A 16,550-nucleotide genomic window follows, 5' to 3' on the forward strand; every position below is an offset into this window, starting at 1 on the left:
GACTCCTCGTTGCCATTCTGAAGCTGTGACTGCCTGTATTACAATTTCATTGTAGCAAGGGAGATTTTATCTATCCAGAGTATGGACGATGAAATTTATTAATAAAATAAATCTGACCTATAATGGTAAAAATTTCTAAGGGAAAAGGGAATGATCGATCGGATTTGTGGTATGGAGCCCGTAGATAGGAATGGATTCTTCCTGTAGGGCATGTAGTAGGGCGGGAATACTGCGTTCATCCTCTACACAAGCTGTCAATTGATTGTGATCCAATGTCCATTGTGTGGCCCCATGGGGGAGGGTTCGCCTTCTGAGGGATTGTAGACGTTCCTTAGCGAGGGGGGTGGTTGTTACATTGACGCGCAGAGGGCCCATGATCCACTGTTTTTGGATCTGCTCGGGTGTACCCTCCATACGGATTCTCCCACCGGCCAGGACGGCTATACGATCACAGGCATTGTAACAAGATTTAGCCTCCGCAGAGGCCCACAAGATAGCTTTTCCCTGGCTAGCCTCCCTCTGTAGGAGATTCGTGACCATAGATCGGCTTCGGCCATCCATAGCGGCTAAGGGTTCGTCCAGTAGCAAAATGGGGGGGTCATCAAGGAGGGCCTGTGCAAGGTTGAGTCGTTTCCTCATTCCCAGGGAAAAATTTCGTACAGGTTGGGGGTTGGAAGGATCGATATTTACCTTTTCCAGTAGACTTTGGAGATTTCGTTTCTGGGGGGAATGTGTCGTCTTTTGTTTGAACCATTCCAGATTTCCAATGGCTGTTCTTTCGGGGAAGATAATAGGTTCCTCCATTACAATCCCCAGTGGTGGACTATGCCATGCGGAAAAGGGCTTGTCTAGCAAAAAAATTTGCCCCGCGCTGGGGCATAGAAGGCCTGCCAGGATCCGAATTGTGACTGTTTTGCCGGCACCGTTAGGACCGATAAGACCCAGAAGGGTACCGCGTGGGATCGTCAGGTTTATGTTGTGTAGTATGCGTCTCCCCGCGAAGGATTGACTGAGGTTTCGGATGACAATGGCGTTTTCTTGGGTGATGGGTGGGGATATTGCAGCCCGACCCAATTTCTTTTTTTTTAAACCAAATTTTCGTAATGGGTTTTCCCACCAATGTGTGGTCTGTCCCCTTTGTTGTTCAAGACGTTTCATGCGGCTCAGCGGGGCGGTGGATGTGGATCGTTCACGCGGGGTTTTTCTTGGGGGAATTTCCGAACCCATCTCGGAAAACCATCGGGATTGTGCATCCAATCCACGTAATCGATGGGATTTCTGTGTTGCGGGGTGAGGGGGGGTGTGGGATGGCAATGGCGGTTTGGAGCGGAACGGTTCCTTATCCCTCATACTCCTCGCCTCCGCAGTATGGGGATAGATGCTAGGCAACTGAGGGTGCCCAATGCAATTGGTATGGTATGTACCCACGGGTTGTCCCGGTCCACCCAAAACATGGGGGTAATCCAGTGGAGGGTTGTGGTCGTTTGATTTATCTGGCGAGTCAGTCCCAGGGTGATCAGTGCCAGCCATAGTACCATACCAATCAGTAGGATGGAGGAGGAATTTCGGAAATGACTCGATAGCAGAATGGTTATTCCTGTGGAGAAAACTAATATGGCATACATATTACTCAGGTCATACCAAGACCCTGGGGAGTAGAAAAGGGAGAGGATCAGGAAACCCATCGTTACGGTGATGATCCAGAAGGTAAGGATGCCGAGGAACTTTCCTAAGATGACTTCCCCATAGGAGAGCCGGGTGAGATAGAGGCGTAATCGCCCCGACTGGAGATCTCTCTCCATAGACCCATGGGAGAGGGTGAGAACGAGTAGAAAACCGAACAACATAATTAGGAGATGGAGAATGCGGAGTGCTAATCCCTGCAGGGGCAGAGGTCCCAGGGACGATTGTAGGAAGGACGTGTATTGTGTAGATAGGGCTATGGAAATGCCCACGAGGATGGCAACCAGTGCCAACAATTGTAGGCCTCGTGTGCGTAGGGAGCATTCGTGACGCCAGATAGTTAGCATATAGGTTATCCCCTCTCCCCTCATGGCGTTCGTAGTTTTGTCCCCAGGGTACACAAGAAGGGGGGGTGTCATACGTAGTAAATTCATTCGATGGTGTTTAGGGAGAAGCCCGCCCGATAATGGATCTGGTGCCATAGAGTGAGGGGGAGAATGGAGTGGGGATTGTTGCTTTTTATTTCAAATTGTGTTGGAAAAGGGAACGAGATGAAATTTACCTATCCAGGTGGTGGAGGTAGAACATATTATGAAACCACCACGCAAGTCGGCGGGGGTCATTTATCGCCCCTTTGATTTCACCGCGTTGGTGAAGCGTGCCAGTCCCGGTGTTGTCATGCTTGTCATTCGCAAGAGGGTGAAGGTTCCCGTAATGGTGGAGCGTCCTTGGCCACCTAGTGACACGCAGGAACTCCTCCAATTTATGGAATTCGAACGGCCAGTGGAGAAGGAGCAGATCGTAGAAAACATTGGTACGGGTTTCATCGTTCACGAGGGTGGTTACATTCTGACTAATTACCACGTTATACAGGGCGAACATTCCATTTTGGTGCGCCTATCCTCCGGTGAGAAATTATTACCTGTTAGGATTTTGGCAGTGGATAGGGAGAGGGATTTCGCACTATTGGGAGTGCAGACGCCCGCACCGATCCCCCCCCTGCCCCTGGGGTGTAGTCGTATGGTGCAACCGGGGGAGTGGGTAGTTGCCATTGGTAACCCTCTCGGTGCAGGTTTTGAGAGAACGGTAACGGTAGGGGTTGTTAGTGGCTTACAGAGATCGGTGCGGGGCAAGGATAGGGCGTATCAGAATTTGATTCAGGTGGATGCAGCGATCAATCCGGGCAACAGTGGGGGTCCACTGTTGAATGTGAGTGGATATGTAGTGGGAATGTGTACTTTGGTAGTCCAACCCGCACAGAACATAGGTTTTGCCATCAGTGTGGATACCATCCGTGATTTTTTGGGACGTTGTTTTTCATGAGGGGAAAGAGTATTTTCTTTATATCGCGATCGCGACTCTTAAAGAGGTAATTCCCGCATGAAGGGTGTCATCAAGGTATTTATTTTTATAAATATAATAACTTTTCCATAAATGAAAATATTTAAATGTGATACATGTATACATGAAATAAAAACCGCAAAGAGGGTGGGGGGTCCTTCCTGCGGTTTTTTCTTGCGGGTGATGGTATTTTCCTATAGACTTAGGTTTCAGTTCTGTATGGGTTGCACAAGTGAGAATTGATTTCCATATAGATCGGCGAAGACAGCATGAATCCCCCAGGGGTGTTCCACAGGCTCAAGTACGATGCGCACGTCTTCCCTGCGTAACCTTTCGATTTCTTCCTTGCAATCATCGGTATGGAATATCCAACCTGCCGTAAGTCCTGGTTTTTGAAACAGTGGGGTGGGGTCCTTTTCATTGGCGGGGTAGATGGCGATTTCTAAGTTGGGTTGTTCTGATAGATGCATCGTCAGCCATCGTATGCCACCATAGGATTCATCCGTATGTACCTCCCACCCTAACTTGTGAGTGTACCACTCTTTGGCCTCTTCTTGGTCCTTAACTACTAGGGTGATGTGGGATAGTTGTTTCAAAGGTTATATACCCCCCGGAACGATTGATTGGGATTTTTTCTTTTCTTTACATAAGGGATCTGGACATACAGGGGGAGTCTTCCTGGCATAAAGAAAATGTATGTAGGGTTCTGGAAAGGTGAATCATTCAATGGTCCTTGTGGTTTCAATTATTTGGATAGCAAGGAGATGAAATAGAATTTTGCAAAATAAATCACAGCTCGGTCTCATTGATTTTTCCCCTACGTTGCATCACTCAAAGGCAGTACGGGTGAAATTTTTACCACCTTCCCTTCGCATAGTAGGTAGGGGTACGGATGCGGTGGTAGTACAAGGGATCTGTGGGGGAGGGATTGTTTATAAGGTATACCATCCCGGGACGATTCACAAGCGGGATCGTGAGTGGGAAGTGTATCGGCGTTTGCGTCGTCATCCGCATTTTGGTGTTTGTTTGGCAGCACAGGATAACTGGCTGGCTCTCCGATATGAGCCGGGTCCGACCCTATATCAGTGTCTCAATTGGGGGGTTATCATTCCTCCGCAGGTTGTCGAGGACGTTTTTGTCGCATGTTCCTATGCACGGTCGCAGGGGCTCAATCCCCGCGGCATCCACCCGCACAATGTGATTCTGCAGGGGGGGCGTGCTAAGGTCATTGATGTGGCGGAGTTTTTGAAGCCTGGTGATGATAAACGTTGGTTGCATACGGTGGCCTATTACGAGTCCTTTTACCACCTGTTGTGTGGCCGGCGTATGCCGATTTGGCTGATGGAGACGTTGAAGGGTGCTTATAAGATAAAGCAGAGAATGCGGGGGGGCCTGGGTAATTCGGAGCATAGATAGATTTTTGTTTAGGATCAGATGTCAGAAGATTCCCTCGCTAGGGGTAGACGTGTCCAACTCATGAAGGGGGTAAGGATGTCTCCAATTCAGTGGGGGAACTCCTATATTCATGATGGGAATGGGAATATCCTTCTCTCTCGTGGGGTTATCCAGTGTGATGGGGTCCGGGTGCTACGAAGTGTAAGAAGGATCTTAGAGGAATATTGGACCTGGGAATTCAGTTTCGGGAACGGCATAGTTCTATAGATCATCTATTTCGCGATAGAACCCTGTATTCCCCTCTCCCTAGATGGGAACCATCCCACTGTATTCCACAGGTAGATTGGGAAGATAAATATTAATGTCGAGTAGACCTAGTATTTTCATCCGAGTCCCTTACAGATCCGGACATGATACCCCCTGCATCTTCTGGCTCTTCCCGTCCTATCCCAATCTTCAGATCCTTTGGGTGTCGGGTCCAAAGTATGGACGGCATGGGGTTGGTCATTTAGGCACCCCCTACCTTACTTTCCATTCTTGCTTTTATGTACTCATAACATTCTATATATTAATATATTTTCGCTATATGTAAGCATTTATTCAATATCTATTTTAATTTATTGTTAAAAGTCTTACGATTCAAATGGGTCTCCGCTGTTCATAGCGGGTAGATGAACGGCAACTCTTTAGCATGAATTTTTTACGGGAATCTGCGTGGACAAATGTGTTTATGGGGTGACGCGTTAGAAAACGAATAAAATGCTTGCTATCTGATGACTGTAAAATTAAGGATCATAGTTCCTTGGTTTGATAGTTATATAAAAAACAACAAAAAAATAGGTCATTAGCCCCTCTTCTACTATAATGCTCCATAGAGAATGCCAAAATTCCTATGGAAAAGCAAGTGTTAGAGATAATAACCTGCCCCCACTTTACCACAAATCCCCTTTGCAGTGTAGATGGTGTAATAGCTTATGTTGAAGTTGGTTTATCGGACGTACCCAAACACTATGGACGCATTTCCTGGAGTAGGGTTCAGGATCTTTCCGAGGTTCTTTTGAAACATAAACCCAAACAAGGATTCGGATTCCGAGTCCGTCCCCGGGGAGCATTCAGTTTTTGGCTGCTCACAAAAATCAATTACAAACCACCCATTGGGCCAAAGATTTTATAACCACAACAGAAACGCCATAGACAAAAAACACACGGGAATCTAGAAAAAATGGGATCATTTTAGGGATGGAATTGGTGTAGGGGGACATCGGCCGGTGTTGGGGATGTTTATGGAAGATGGGTGAGATATTTCTTATGAAACGATCCCTGCCCGTGGCATCCCCCGGCATAATGGTTGCAGAAAATAGGGTAATTTGTTACCCTCATTGGGTTAGGTCATGATTATGGATTATTTTCCATAGGTGGAAAGGATTGCACAGTATTTTATCCTGGTGGGGTGGGTCTTCCATCAATGGGGGGGATAGGGTTGTTACGGGTGGGTAGTGTTTATCGAGCCCATTATACTATAGAGCATGTTGTGCCTTTTCTATCGGGCCAGCTGGCAATGGCTTCCGCGGAGAATCGACGATATTATCTGCAGAGTGTACCCTTGCGAAAACGTTCCCCTGAGCGTATGGTACGGCAGTATCGTTCCCTCGTACACGAGGCATGGCTACCTGTAAGCAGGGTTTATGAGGAAAGTAGACAACTCGTGTTGGTACGGCCCTTTCTTCCTTTGGTACCCCTCAGTGAGGTATTGATTCGGCACGGAAAGTTACCCGTGTCCTTTGTTTTATCCCTAGGGAGGCAATTGCTTGATTTTGCTTTGTTGCTGGAACTGCAGATGGTTCCCCTACGTCTGATGCTCGATCTCCGCAATGTGGGGATGACAGGGGATGGTAGCTTTAAGGTTCTGGGTTGTACAGTACCACGGGTAACCGAGGTTGCGGAGGGAGGACTGGATTGGGGAACATGGTTTTTTTGTCTATTAAGTGGGGAATTACATGATAAACCTATGATTTCCCTTCCCTTTCCGATTCCCCTTCGTCGTTCTTTGCGGATCTTTATAGACAAAATATTCGGTGAAATAGACCCTAACCGTGTCCTAGGGCATCTTGAGGAATGTAGAGGACGTCGTTTCCTGGCACATTATAGGGAACGATGGGGTTGGCATCGGGACATTCCATGGGAAAAATTAGTACATCATGGAGTGGAACCGTCAGCAGGGAGGCCGGTGGCAGTTCAACAATCAGTACCCCCGGTATCTATGTTTCGGGATCGTAAAATAACCCCACCCCCGGTGGTTATCCCGTGGAAACAGGGGGACAGTATTGGTCATGGTCTGCAGTTGATGGAATCATTGACGGCAAGGGAACGATCACGCTGGACACCACTCTGGCAGAAAACCCTAAGGGGAATCCAAAAATTACAAGAAGAGCAGGCCCTTTACGAAAGGCATGGACAATCACAAATGGAGCAGCGCCGGCTGGATACTCTACGTGCGGAACAAGATTTATTGGAGGGGTTCTGGCAAGAGGTTCAACAGAAGGAAGGGGGGGGGTGTGTGTAGGTCTCCCCCTTCCCTAGCGTTTGTGGACTGGCGTTGGTTTGTGATTCATAGGTTCCATCTCTCCAAGAAAATCAATATTCCACGGATTTGGACAAGGCCTAGGGACGCATAATGATGTTGGTGCCTATCATGATAACGGCGATAGGTATGGTCCCAACCATGTCATTTTTACTTTTTAGTACCCTTTTTAAAGTAAAATTTAAAAATATAATAATTTAGTATAGAGTAGCGAACGCCAAAGTCCCCCAGAGGGGGTCCTAAATTCCTGGAAATTCATCTGGATTTTTCCACTGAGTATATCCGCTTATTAGTAGAAGTATTTATACCGTGTATTTGTTAGTAAATAGTGTGTTATGATTGTGGAATAGTAAGTACGAAAACCAGGGTGGGTGCGTCCAAAGGATCGGCCCGTACCGTACTTTCGATTCGACATCCAGGGGGCGGGTTTTGTTTTATCGTCATACCTACGTTCCCTCCCTCTATCTGGAGATGGGCCGTCATGTTCCCAATGCTAATAAAACACTTTTCATTTACCACATATTTACCATAATTATGGTATTTTTGCGGGTGTTTGTTTTTTATATATTCTGAATTCATGGGTATCAGGGTTCCACTTTTCTTTTTGTGATAGTATTTTTCAATTCCACTGATTGAGGGTGATAGGGTTGATGAGCGTCCCTTCTCCTAGTAGATGGATCGTTTCCCCCACTAGGGCATTTTTATTTGGCGATGAAGTTACTGTTCCAGACGGGGACCCATTCGCCTTGCTATTGGATATCCAGGCGTGTAGGGATACCCCCTCTACACCGTGATGATTCCATTGGATGCGGGGGCTGTGCAAAGAATTTTACAGGGTTTGGAGACTTTGTATCCTAGGGCTCGTTGTGAATTGGTATACCAAACACCCTTTCAGCTGTTGGTAGCAACGATGCTTTCTGCGCAAACTACGGATCAGCAAGTGAATGATGCAACAAAGGTTCTATTTCGAGATTGTCCTACCCCGGATCGGATGGTGCAATTGGATGAGGATACGTTGGTTTCCTACCTACGACGTTTGGGATTGTTTCGTACCAAGGCCCGTCATGTTCTCAGAATGTGTCATATGTTGATGGACGAGTATAAGGGAGATGTACCAAGGGATCGTGTTGCTTTGGAATCCTTCCCCGGGGTTGGGAGAAAGACAGCCAACGTGGTGTTGGCCTATGCGTTTTCCATTCCTGCATTGGCTGTGGATACTCACGTGCATAGGGTAGCGAACCGGTTGGGATTGGCAGCGTCGCGGAAGCCCTTAGAGACGGAGAGGCAGTTGGTACGACTCCTGCCACGGGAGAGATGGATTCCTATCCATCAGCAGTTGATTTGGCATGGCCGCCGGGTCTGTAGGGCTCGAAGGCCTTTATGTTCAGAGTGTCCCTTGATAGAGGACTGTCTCTATGGGAGGCAGCAACGTAGTCCGTGAAGGAATTGACAAGGTGTAGAGGGAAGAATACAACCCAGGGTGTGTTTTGTATGTTTTTACCATTCTGAAATGAATACGTACTTCCAGTCTTTACTTCTATTAGCTTGTGTGTTTTTGGAGCATACTCTCCGATAAAGGATTGCATGGAGGAAGTTGCATGCATACGGGGGGATTTTGGTTATGAGAGGAGGAAAGTTTCGTCCTTCCTTCCTCCGGCATGCTACCCTATTGCCTCCGCGCAATAGGCGTGTACAAGCGAGGACATCTGCCGGGTATCGTTTCTTTACATGGGGATGGTTTTTCTTTGTTCTTGTCTCCGTTGGTGCGATCATTGTGACAGGTTATGTAACCGTTGTATTTGGGGAGCATATGTTCCCGCCGGATAGGATTGAGGCGCGGTATAAACCGGTTGCGTCCGTGCTACGGGATCGAATGGGTAGGGTATTTGGGCAATTAGGACGCCAACAAAGCGAATATTTGTCGTTGCAGGAGATAAGGGAAAAGAATCCCCTGCTTCTGCGGATGCTGGAGAGGGTTGAGGATCATCGATTTCGTAGGCATCATGGCGTAGATTTCCAGGGTGTGTTGCGAGCGGTCTGGAAAAATGTTCAGGTACTCGATCGACAGGAGGGCGCGGGTACGATTACGATGCAGACGTGTCGTAATATTGTTCTCCAGGATCACAGGAAGTCCCTCTCACGCAAGTTCAAGGAAATAGTTTGTGCCCTGAATTTGGAGCGTCGGTATTCTAAGGACACGATTTTGGAAGCTTATGCAAATTACATATCGTATGGTTTCACAATTTATGGATTACCTATGGCGGCTAAGATCTATTTTGGTGTTGATTTGGCTAAGCAGACATTACGACCTGAGCAGGCGGCCATGCTTGCCGGCATGCCGAAGGGACCTAATCAGTATAATCCCATTCGCCATCCACAGCAGGCATTGCAGCGGCGTAATCAGGTACTGGAGATGATGGCTCAGGGTGATGAGGATGACCCTCCCATTCTTACGCAGCCTCAAGTGCGGGAGTTGCAGAAGAGGGGATTGGGTGTTTATTCGGAAGCAGAACGTTTTCTGTTGATTCGGGCGGGGAGGGAAGCCTTTAGGGACGTTGTAGAAAATGAAATTCGTCAGCGTTATGGTCTAGATCCTGATCGAATCATTGGTCAGGGATACCAGGTTTATACCTCTATGGACCCAAAGGCACAGGAAGTAACGGAACAGGTATTGCGGAATGATAAATTCTTTCGTGATGTTCAAGGGAGACCGTTGCCCTTGGTAGACGCAGGAATGGTACTCTTAGAGCCACGTACGGGACATATTCTTGCAGTGGGGGGGGGGGCGTCGTTTCCAGTTTGGATCGAGAAACCGTGCTTTGGAACGGGTACCTGCAGGTTCAGCTATCAAGCCACTGACCGTTTTCACCCCAGCCATTCAGGAGGGGGGGTATAATGAGTATAGTTTGGTACCCGATCGGCCGATTCGATTGGGGGATTGGGAACCAAGGAATTTCAATGGGGAATGCGAGGATGACGATGTTACAATGCGGGAGGTGGTAGCTCAGTCGCTCAATTTACCCAGCGTTTGGTTACTCAAAGAGGTTGTGGGTTTAGATAAGGCCATGAATTATGCACTCCGGCTTGGTTTGCCACTCCTACCCCCTGACAGGAATTATGCACCTCTTGCTTTGGGGGGGTTGTCCAGGGGCGTCCATGCGGGGGAATTGGCCCAAGCCTATTCCGTGTATCCCAATCATGGTAGCTACCTACCCATGCATGCCGTGGTTTCTCTTCGTGATCGAGCAGGGGCAGAGATACAGCCTTTGGATTTTCCACAGAAGTTGATTTCTGTTTTTCAACCGAAGGCTGCCTATTATATGACGCGGATGATGGAGGCGGTGGTTCGGTATGGAACCGCAAACTCTGTTCGTCTCAAGAGGAATCGGCCTGTGGCTGGTAAGACAGGTACTAGCCAGAATGGTGAGGTTGCTTGGTTTGTTGGATTTACACCGGATCGTGTTTTGGCCGTGAATGTTTTTTATCCACAACGCCAGGCGGTCATTAGCATGCATGGGAGTGAGATTCCAACCCGACTTTTTAGCGCCGTGTTGGACGGGGTGATGGCAACTCCACCCCAATCCTTTCGCCCTCCGCCAGGTATTTCCCCACCGGCTCCTCCCTTTGATCTCCAGACACCCACAGTTCGTTTGGTAGCTGAGGGGGATTGGGTTCGTTTGCATTGGCCTGCCCAACCGGAAAGAGTGGTTTTTGCGATCTATCGTGCAGCTGTGGGGGGGAAATTTGAGAAGATAGCACAGACCAGGGCCAACGTGACTACATATCAGGATCTACCGCCTCCTGGGGATCGTGCGTATTCGTATCGTGTGGCTGCTATTGATGTCCTTGAGTCCCAAACGCCCCCTCAATTTTCTGATGTATATTCAGTGATTCTACCGCGGTCCTTTTCATCCCCCCCTATCTTTTCACAACCAGGGGGGAAATTGGGGAGGCAGGGTGAATCAGGGGGGGATGATGAGCCCAAGAAGAGTGAATCAGGGGATGATGAGCCCAAGAAGAGTGAATCAGGGGACGATGAGCCCAAGAAGAGTGAATCTAGGGGGGATGAACCTGAGGAAGGTGAATCCATCAAAAGGGATGAACTCAAGAGGAAAAACCCCCTTGCTCCTTCTCCCGATTCTAAGGATCCCAAGGGGGAAAGGGATTCTGTTCCGATTCCTCTGTCATGATGGGGACCTATCCCAATATCTTTTTGTGTGTCCCGTAAGTTGTATAGGTGATGGGGGTTGTGATGGATTCTTCGGAACCGGGGTTGATAAGTAGGATAGGTCCCCAATATCTCACATGCCATAGGATGATAGGTTCGTGGCCTGGGATCCGTGGCCGTATCCATCATCATGGAATTCAGAAACTGAAAGGGTGTTCGCATCCAGGACATTTTGTACTATGGAATCGATCAGCCAGAATGCATTCCGACTGGGCGCATGGTTTTTCAAAACCTTCGTTCACGCGGTTTATATACAATATACCTCCTGATGACTACGAATGCCCATGACGGATCCCTATGGCCATACAAGTCCCCCTTGTCCAATGGGAAAATTAGGCCGGAATCTACGGGAGGCAACTCCGGAGCGGGATTGGTCCCCTGTCGCAGGATGAGGGTCCTTCCCAGAAAGAATTCTTGGGGAGGGGTACGGGAAGAGCCCTTAGGGAAATATGGATCCTAGACGGCTATGGGGCTCGATCATGAATACCGCCTCCCGTACCATTCGTACCATGGGGATGTTTTGGAAGAGTCCAATTACGATTCACCTTCGTTATGATGGAAACGATTGTACGGTTTATCGTACCACCAACATAACGGAACGAGGGAGGGGGAAAATCAAATGAAAAAAGGTTCGTTGCTCTCTAATCTTGGGTGTCCTTCATCCCGTGGTGGGGCTTTGCATCCTAAAACGCAGCAGAAAGCAACGAGAAAGAGCCGTGCGGAAGAGCGGGTTGATTGTATTATAATATTTTAGTATAATATTTTAATAATAAATACATAAAACAGGGGCTTCTTAGATGATGTCGGAAACGGTCATTGGGGCCGTTGTTCTATATAATTTCAAAGTATTCACATATTCGACCAATTGTAGGAAATCATAGATCTCGTGAATTTCAATTTTCGTATGATTCATGAAGGATAACAGGGGGGCGAACAGCCCCCCTGATTTATTGTACCGGTTCAGTAATTTCCTTTTTCAATTTATTTTCCTTTTTTATTTTAATTTATTTAAAGTCTCCTTTTTCTATGTCTTTGTCTACTGCGTCTTGTGATTCCTTATGCTTTGATGGATTTTTTCGGGCTTCTTCTGCAATCTTCTTCAGAATGGACCGCACTTCTTCCGGGGTGGATTTATTCCCAGTTCCGTATTTACTATTATATTCATTGGATGCACTTGCGAAATCTTTCAATTCATCCGTAGATATTTCGTTTGGATTCCTCATTTCTTTTTCAACTAGTATTTTCAATTGATTATTGAGTTTCTTCGCTAGATCTTTCTGTGTGTATGATGAGTTTAGGCCACCACTTTTATGCATATTTTTGCTTGATGTTGTACCTTCCTGATCCCCTGTCGACTCGGCCATGACACTATTTCCCCCCATCAGGGTCAACAGGCTGGTGGAGGCGAATAGAATACCCATTTTTGCTTTTTTTACCATGATTATGAACACTCTCCTTTTTTTTATTAGGATAACTACACCCCTATCTCTTGGCAGGGATTAGCATTCCTACTTACTTAAGTATAATTTGTTTATACATATATGTATATATAATGGGTATTTCAATCTCCTTACATTATCCTTACATTGGTTCAACCTCTCTGTTTTCGGTCCATCATGGTCCGATGTTTCAACATTTGCTCGGGGGTACGAAGCAGGATCCATGCCCGTTTTTTGTATGTTACCCCCCATATTGACAATTCGTACTTCTTCCCCTTGACTCTGTGACGATTTCTTTCCTTCTGAATCCTGATTCATCAACCGATGTCATGGTTTCTTCTCCCCGCACGGCGGCAGGGGGTAGGGTAAGAAGCCATAACGTCGTGAGGTAATCCATTGGGGAACACCGTGGGGTGTTTGAGGGAGAGAGTTGTCCTATCCTTGTTTTTTCTCCCCACCGCGTGGTTATCTTCTCTATCCTTAGTATCCCCCACTTCTAGGCGCGGCCCACTGCTTTGTGTGGTTCATCAACAAGTCATTGATGGCCTACCCCTGGGGACGTCATCGATTAGGCCCCCTAGTACAATAGGTCCCGGTGGGTATCATGATAGCTGGTTTCTTGTAAGGGGTGGACATGAAAATGGTATGTAGAAAAATTTTCGTTGTAATTTAATAAAAGTGTGGTTGAATAGGTCCGAGGTGTGTACCATGTTGTCCAGGTTATCTAATAGGCCCCCCGCTGGTATAATGGGCCCTGATCGTCACAGTAAGAGTGGGTTCCCCGCGGGGGGAATATGGAAATGATTCGAAAAAAATTCTCATTGGGATTCAAACAAGGGGTAGTGGAACAAGTCAAGAATGGACAACGTATTCACATATTCGCTCAATTGTAGGAAATCGTAGATTTTGTGAATTTCAATTTTCGTATGATTCATGAAGGATAACAGGGGTGCGAACAGCCCCCCTGATTTATTGTACCGGTTCAGTAATTTCCTTTTTCAATTTATTTTCCTTTTTTATTTTAATTTATTTAAAGTCCCCTTTTTCTATGTCTCTGTCTATCGCGTCTTGTGATTCCTTATGCTTTGATGGATTTTTTCGGGCTTCTTCTGCAATCTTCTTCAGAATGGACCGCACTTCTTCCGGGGTGGATTTATTCCCAGTTCCGTATTTACTACTATATTCATTGGATGCACTTGCGAAATCTTTCAAGTCATCCGTAGATATTTCGTTTGGATTCCTCATTTCTTTTTCAACTAGTGTTTTCAATTGATTATTGAGTTTCTTCGCCATATCTTTCTGTGTGTATGATGAGTTTAGGCCATCATTTTTATGCATATTTTTGCTTGATGTTGTACCTTCCTGATCCCCTGTCGACTCGGCCATGACACTATTTCCCCCCATCAGGGTCAGCAGACTGGTGGAGGCGAATAGAATACCCATTTTTGCTTTTTTTACCATGATTATGAACACTCTCCTTCTTTTTTATTAGGATAACTACATCCCTATCTCTTGACAGGGATTAGTATTCCTACTTACTTAAGTATAATTTGTTTTATACATATATGTATATATAATGGGTATTTCAATCTCCTTACATTATCCTTACATTTGGTTCGACCTCCCTGTTTTCGGTCCATCATGGCCCGACGTTTCAACATCTGCTTGGGGGTACGAAGCAGGATCGGTGATATCCCATTTTCGGTTGTAATCTCCCCCTGGTTGATTTTCTTGGGTTCCTCATCCTTCGGAAATCATATCATCGTAGTGAATTACAACTATTGACATACATAATAAAAGTTAAAATTACACAATAATTTAAAAATTATGATAAAACATAAAAAATTACTGTAAATGGCAACTATGTAAAAAAATGGAAGCCATACCCATACCCAGGGTAGTTTGGTTTTCCTGAAAATAAATGTAAGAATATTCTTTTTTTAGTGTGAAGATAGGGAATACATGGCAGGGATAGCGAATTCTCCCAGCCCCCATGCGGACACAGAGTGATCATCCATCCCATTAAGTTTCTTTGTCTGCTCTGAGTTGAAATTTTTATACATGGAATCAATCATCACTCTTTGGAATGAATCAAGGGTAGGATAACAACTCACTCCATTCGTATAACGTCTGGCCTCTCTGTGATTTCTCTCTAAGGAACCCGTTGTACGATTCTGAATAGCATCCGCTAGGTCGTAATCGAGATACGTTGTCACATCATCAAAGGAAGCCCATAGACCTTCAACGAGCTTGGGCAACTTGGATTGATAGTCATCCACTAAAGCGTATCAAGCCATGAAGGGCTTCTTTTTTGTCAAGAACATGAAAAATGTCTTGATAAATCCGGCTTCGGATGGGTTCCCACTTCACTCCTTTTTTTCTCGGTCTATCTTTTTTCTGAAGGCCTAGTAAAGATTCATCATTTTGTGGAATTGACACCCTTGAAAACCTGCTTCGGGATATACTTGGCTCAGCGCCTTTCTGATTCCCTTATGACCATCAGCAATAAAAAGGGTATCAGGACCCATCCGTAAACCACGGTCGTAAATATTTTGGAGGGCTTCATACCAAGTTTCAGCTGTTTCGGGGGGATTTACCAAACTTGATAAAATCTCATCTGTTTTTACCCCTGATGTATTTTTCCTACTCGCTTTTATGACATAGACAGCTACTTTCCCGAATCCACGAACGGGTTTGTAGTAAGCATCCACCTTTACGGTCCTAATTTCATGCGGGTTTCTTATGGGTTCCTCATTGAATCCTCTATTCTCTTCCTTTAGATGTCCCATAAGTAATCTTGACACAGTGGAGCGTGAGATTTTTGATCGCAGAATATCATTCGACAATTCGGATATTTTTTTTACGGACATACCAGCCTTACGTAAGGAGGAAAGAATATCTATACACGACTTCGTATATTTTTTGTAGGGTTTAGTAACCGCAGATCGGAAATGCCCTTTTCTTGGCTGGGGGTCATAGTAAACCACAATTCCTTTGCTGGTGCGTTTTTTACGTTTTTTATAACCATTTCGGGCTACTTCTGGGAAATCGGGACCCCTTTGGTGTTTCTCCCGGCCACCTAAAATTTGTTTTTTAAACTGATAATTGGCTATAAAAGTATAAGCCCTCCCCATGGAACAAGGATCCCATTCAGAATCTTCCTCGATCTCTTCCACTACATGGGGGATGGATTCCTGTAGCGATAATCCCTCCTGTTCGTAATGTTGTATACGTTCTTCCATCCTTTTTTCCATTCTGTCTATATCCAAGTCAATTGGAATCATAAAACCAACCTTTCCTATATTAAGTTTTTCATTTCAGAAACCAAGCGGTTGTCCTCTATACATTTCCCCACTCTTGTCTTGTATTTCCCTTTTTTATCTCACCTAACCCTGTTGATCATCATGCATATCGCGGAGGATCCAGAAGGGATCATGGAACAGAGTTTTTGAGTAGAGGATCGACTGTTTCCCAAGGGCAATAGCGGGAATTGCGTATGTAAAAGTGAGAAGGACTATAGGGTCGCATAGGGCTACATAAGGGCAACGACAGTCATAGAAGAACCCCCCTTCCCCACAAGGGAGAGGGATAAAAGAAGGCCATGCAGCAGCGCCATTCTGGAGCCCCCACGATGGAGAAGCCAGGCGCCATTACACAATGGGCCAGGCCAACACAAACAACAATGGTGAGTTGGAGGGAGGAGGGGTAGGGGCGCGAAAACCCCCTGGCCTAGGCCAGGGGGCAAGGGGAAAAGAACAAAAACACAAGGGAATCAAAACAAAAGATCAAGGGACTAAAGGCAAAAACAGAGACCAAAAACAGGGGGAGGGAGAGCTTTAGGTTCTACTGAGATTCCCGTTTCGTGTAGGAGGGACGTTTTGCT

General features: G+C 46.2%; 17 protein-coding genes. 8 read left to right on the forward strand and 9 right to left on the reverse strand.

Annotation, left to right across the window (positions count from 1 at the left end; translation table 11 throughout):
* Nucleotides 1-135: 135 nt before the first annotated feature.
* Both PPRES148_RS02695 and PPRES148_RS02700 read right to left on the reverse strand, forming a co-directional pair.
* Nucleotides 136-1,428: an ATP-binding cassette domain-containing protein gene (locus PPRES148_RS02695; RefSeq protein ID WP_223127926.1), complete on the reverse strand. Its 1,293-nt coding sequence runs from the start codon at nucleotides 1,426-1,428 to the stop codon at nucleotides 136-138.
* Nucleotides 1,347-2,030 carry an ABC transporter permease gene (locus PPRES148_RS02700; RefSeq protein WP_187820442.1) on the reverse strand — a complete coding sequence of 228 codons (684 nt, stop codon included), beginning with the start codon at nucleotides 2,028-2,030 and terminating at the stop codon, nucleotides 1,347-1,349. The genes PPRES148_RS02695 and PPRES148_RS02700 overlap by 82 nt, the downstream gene beginning before the upstream one ends.
* Before the next feature lie 244 nt (nucleotides 2,031-2,274).
* On the opposite strand from PPRES148_RS02700, the gene PPRES148_RS02705 reads away from it, so the two are divergent.
* On the forward strand, nucleotides 2,275-3,006 hold the full coding sequence (locus PPRES148_RS02705; RefSeq protein ID WP_149453116.1) for a S1C family serine protease: 732 nt from the start codon (nucleotides 2,275-2,277) through the stop codon (nucleotides 3,004-3,006).
* 227 nt (nucleotides 3,007-3,233) lie between these two features.
* Here the strand turns inward: PPRES148_RS02705 and PPRES148_RS02710 are convergent, their stop codons facing one another.
* Nucleotides 3,234-3,620, reverse strand: a complete 387-nt coding sequence (locus PPRES148_RS02710; protein WP_149453117.1) for a VOC family protein — start codon at nucleotides 3,618-3,620, stop codon at nucleotides 3,234-3,236.
* Nucleotides 3,621-3,801: 181 nt separating this feature from the next.
* Between PPRES148_RS02710 and PPRES148_RS02715 the strand changes: the two genes are divergently transcribed.
* The 7 genes from PPRES148_RS02715 to PPRES148_RS12765 all read left to right on the forward strand — a co-directional run bounded on the left by PPRES148_RS02715 (nucleotide 3,802) and on the right by PPRES148_RS12765 (nucleotide 11,982).
* Nucleotides 3,802-4,440: a serine/threonine protein kinase gene (locus tag PPRES148_RS02715; RefSeq protein ID WP_149453118.1), complete on the forward strand. Its 639-nt coding sequence runs from the start codon at nucleotides 3,802-3,804 to the stop codon at nucleotides 4,438-4,440.
* Nucleotides 4,441-5,899: 1,459 nt separating this feature from the next.
* The gene (locus PPRES148_RS02720; RefSeq protein WP_149453119.1) at nucleotides 5,900-6,982 is read left to right on the forward strand and encodes a hypothetical protein; all 1,083 of its coding nucleotides are present in this window, start codon (nucleotides 5,900-5,902) and stop codon (nucleotides 6,980-6,982) included.
* Between the two features lie 811 nt (nucleotides 6,983-7,793).
* Nucleotides 7,794-8,441: an endonuclease III gene (gene nth / locus PPRES148_RS02725; protein ID WP_149454202.1), complete on the forward strand. Its 648-nt coding sequence runs from the start codon at nucleotides 7,794-7,796 to the stop codon at nucleotides 8,439-8,441.
* A 180-nt stretch (nucleotides 8,442-8,621) separates the two neighbouring features.
* On the forward strand, nucleotides 8,622-9,896 hold the full coding sequence (locus tag PPRES148_RS12510; RefSeq protein WP_149453120.1) for a transglycosylase domain-containing protein: 1,275 nt from the start codon (nucleotides 8,622-8,624) through the stop codon (nucleotides 9,894-9,896).
* On the forward strand, nucleotides 9,820-11,190 hold the full coding sequence (locus PPRES148_RS02735) for a penicillin-binding transpeptidase domain-containing protein (RefSeq protein WP_187820443.1): 1,371 nt from the start codon (nucleotides 9,820-9,822) through the stop codon (nucleotides 11,188-11,190). The genes PPRES148_RS12510 and PPRES148_RS02735 overlap by 77 nt, the downstream gene beginning before the upstream one ends.
* 487 nt (nucleotides 11,191-11,677) lie before the next feature.
* Complete coding sequence (locus tag PPRES148_RS10635) at nucleotides 11,678-11,851, forward strand: hypothetical protein (protein WP_187820444.1); 174 nt, start codon at nucleotides 11,678-11,680, stop codon at nucleotides 11,849-11,851.
* On the forward strand, nucleotides 11,848-11,982 hold the full coding sequence (locus PPRES148_RS12765; RefSeq protein WP_281289894.1) for a hypothetical protein: 135 nt from the start codon (nucleotides 11,848-11,850) through the stop codon (nucleotides 11,980-11,982). The genes PPRES148_RS10635 and PPRES148_RS12765 overlap by 4 nt, the downstream gene beginning before the upstream one ends.
* 250 nt (nucleotides 11,983-12,232) lie before the next feature.
* Here PPRES148_RS12765 and PPRES148_RS02740 read toward each other — a convergent pair whose 3' ends face one another.
* From PPRES148_RS02740 to PPRES148_RS12515, 6 genes are all read right to left on the reverse strand, one after another.
* Nucleotides 12,233-12,667, reverse strand: a complete 435-nt coding sequence (locus PPRES148_RS02740) for a hypothetical protein (protein ID WP_149453122.1) — start codon at nucleotides 12,665-12,667, stop codon at nucleotides 12,233-12,235.
* A 241-nt stretch (nucleotides 12,668-12,908) separates the two neighbouring features.
* Nucleotides 12,909-13,064, reverse strand: a complete 156-nt coding sequence (locus PPRES148_RS12205; RefSeq protein WP_223127928.1) for a hypothetical protein — start codon at nucleotides 13,062-13,064, stop codon at nucleotides 12,909-12,911.
* Nucleotides 13,065-13,693: 629 nt separating this feature from the next.
* Nucleotides 13,694-14,128 carry a hypothetical protein gene (locus PPRES148_RS02745; RefSeq protein WP_149453123.1) on the reverse strand — a complete coding sequence of 145 codons (435 nt, stop codon included), beginning with the start codon at nucleotides 14,126-14,128 and terminating at the stop codon, nucleotides 13,694-13,696.
* Between the two features lie 479 nt (nucleotides 14,129-14,607).
* Nucleotides 14,608-14,925 carry a hypothetical protein gene (locus tag PPRES148_RS13260; protein WP_223127929.1) on the reverse strand — a complete coding sequence of 106 codons (318 nt, stop codon included), beginning with the start codon at nucleotides 14,923-14,925 and terminating at the stop codon, nucleotides 14,608-14,610.
* A 13-nt stretch (nucleotides 14,926-14,938) separates the two neighbouring features.
* Entirely contained in the window at nucleotides 14,939-15,106 is a 168-nt protein-coding gene (locus PPRES148_RS13265) for a hypothetical protein (RefSeq protein ID WP_187820445.1), read from the reverse strand.
* Nucleotides 15,073-15,951 (reverse strand): transposase, encoded by an 879-nt coding sequence (locus PPRES148_RS12515; RefSeq protein ID WP_149453125.1) that lies wholly within the window; start codon nucleotides 15,949-15,951, stop codon nucleotides 15,073-15,075. Before PPRES148_RS12515 ends, PPRES148_RS13265 begins: the two co-directional genes overlap by 34 nt.
* Between the last annotated feature and the right edge of the window lie 599 nt (nucleotides 15,952-16,550).

The sequence above is a fragment of the Pasteuria penetrans genome (assembly GCF_900538055.1).
GTDB classification, from domain to species: Bacteria; Bacillota; Bacilli; order Thermoactinomycetales; family Thermoactinomycetaceae; genus Pasteuria; species Pasteuria penetrans.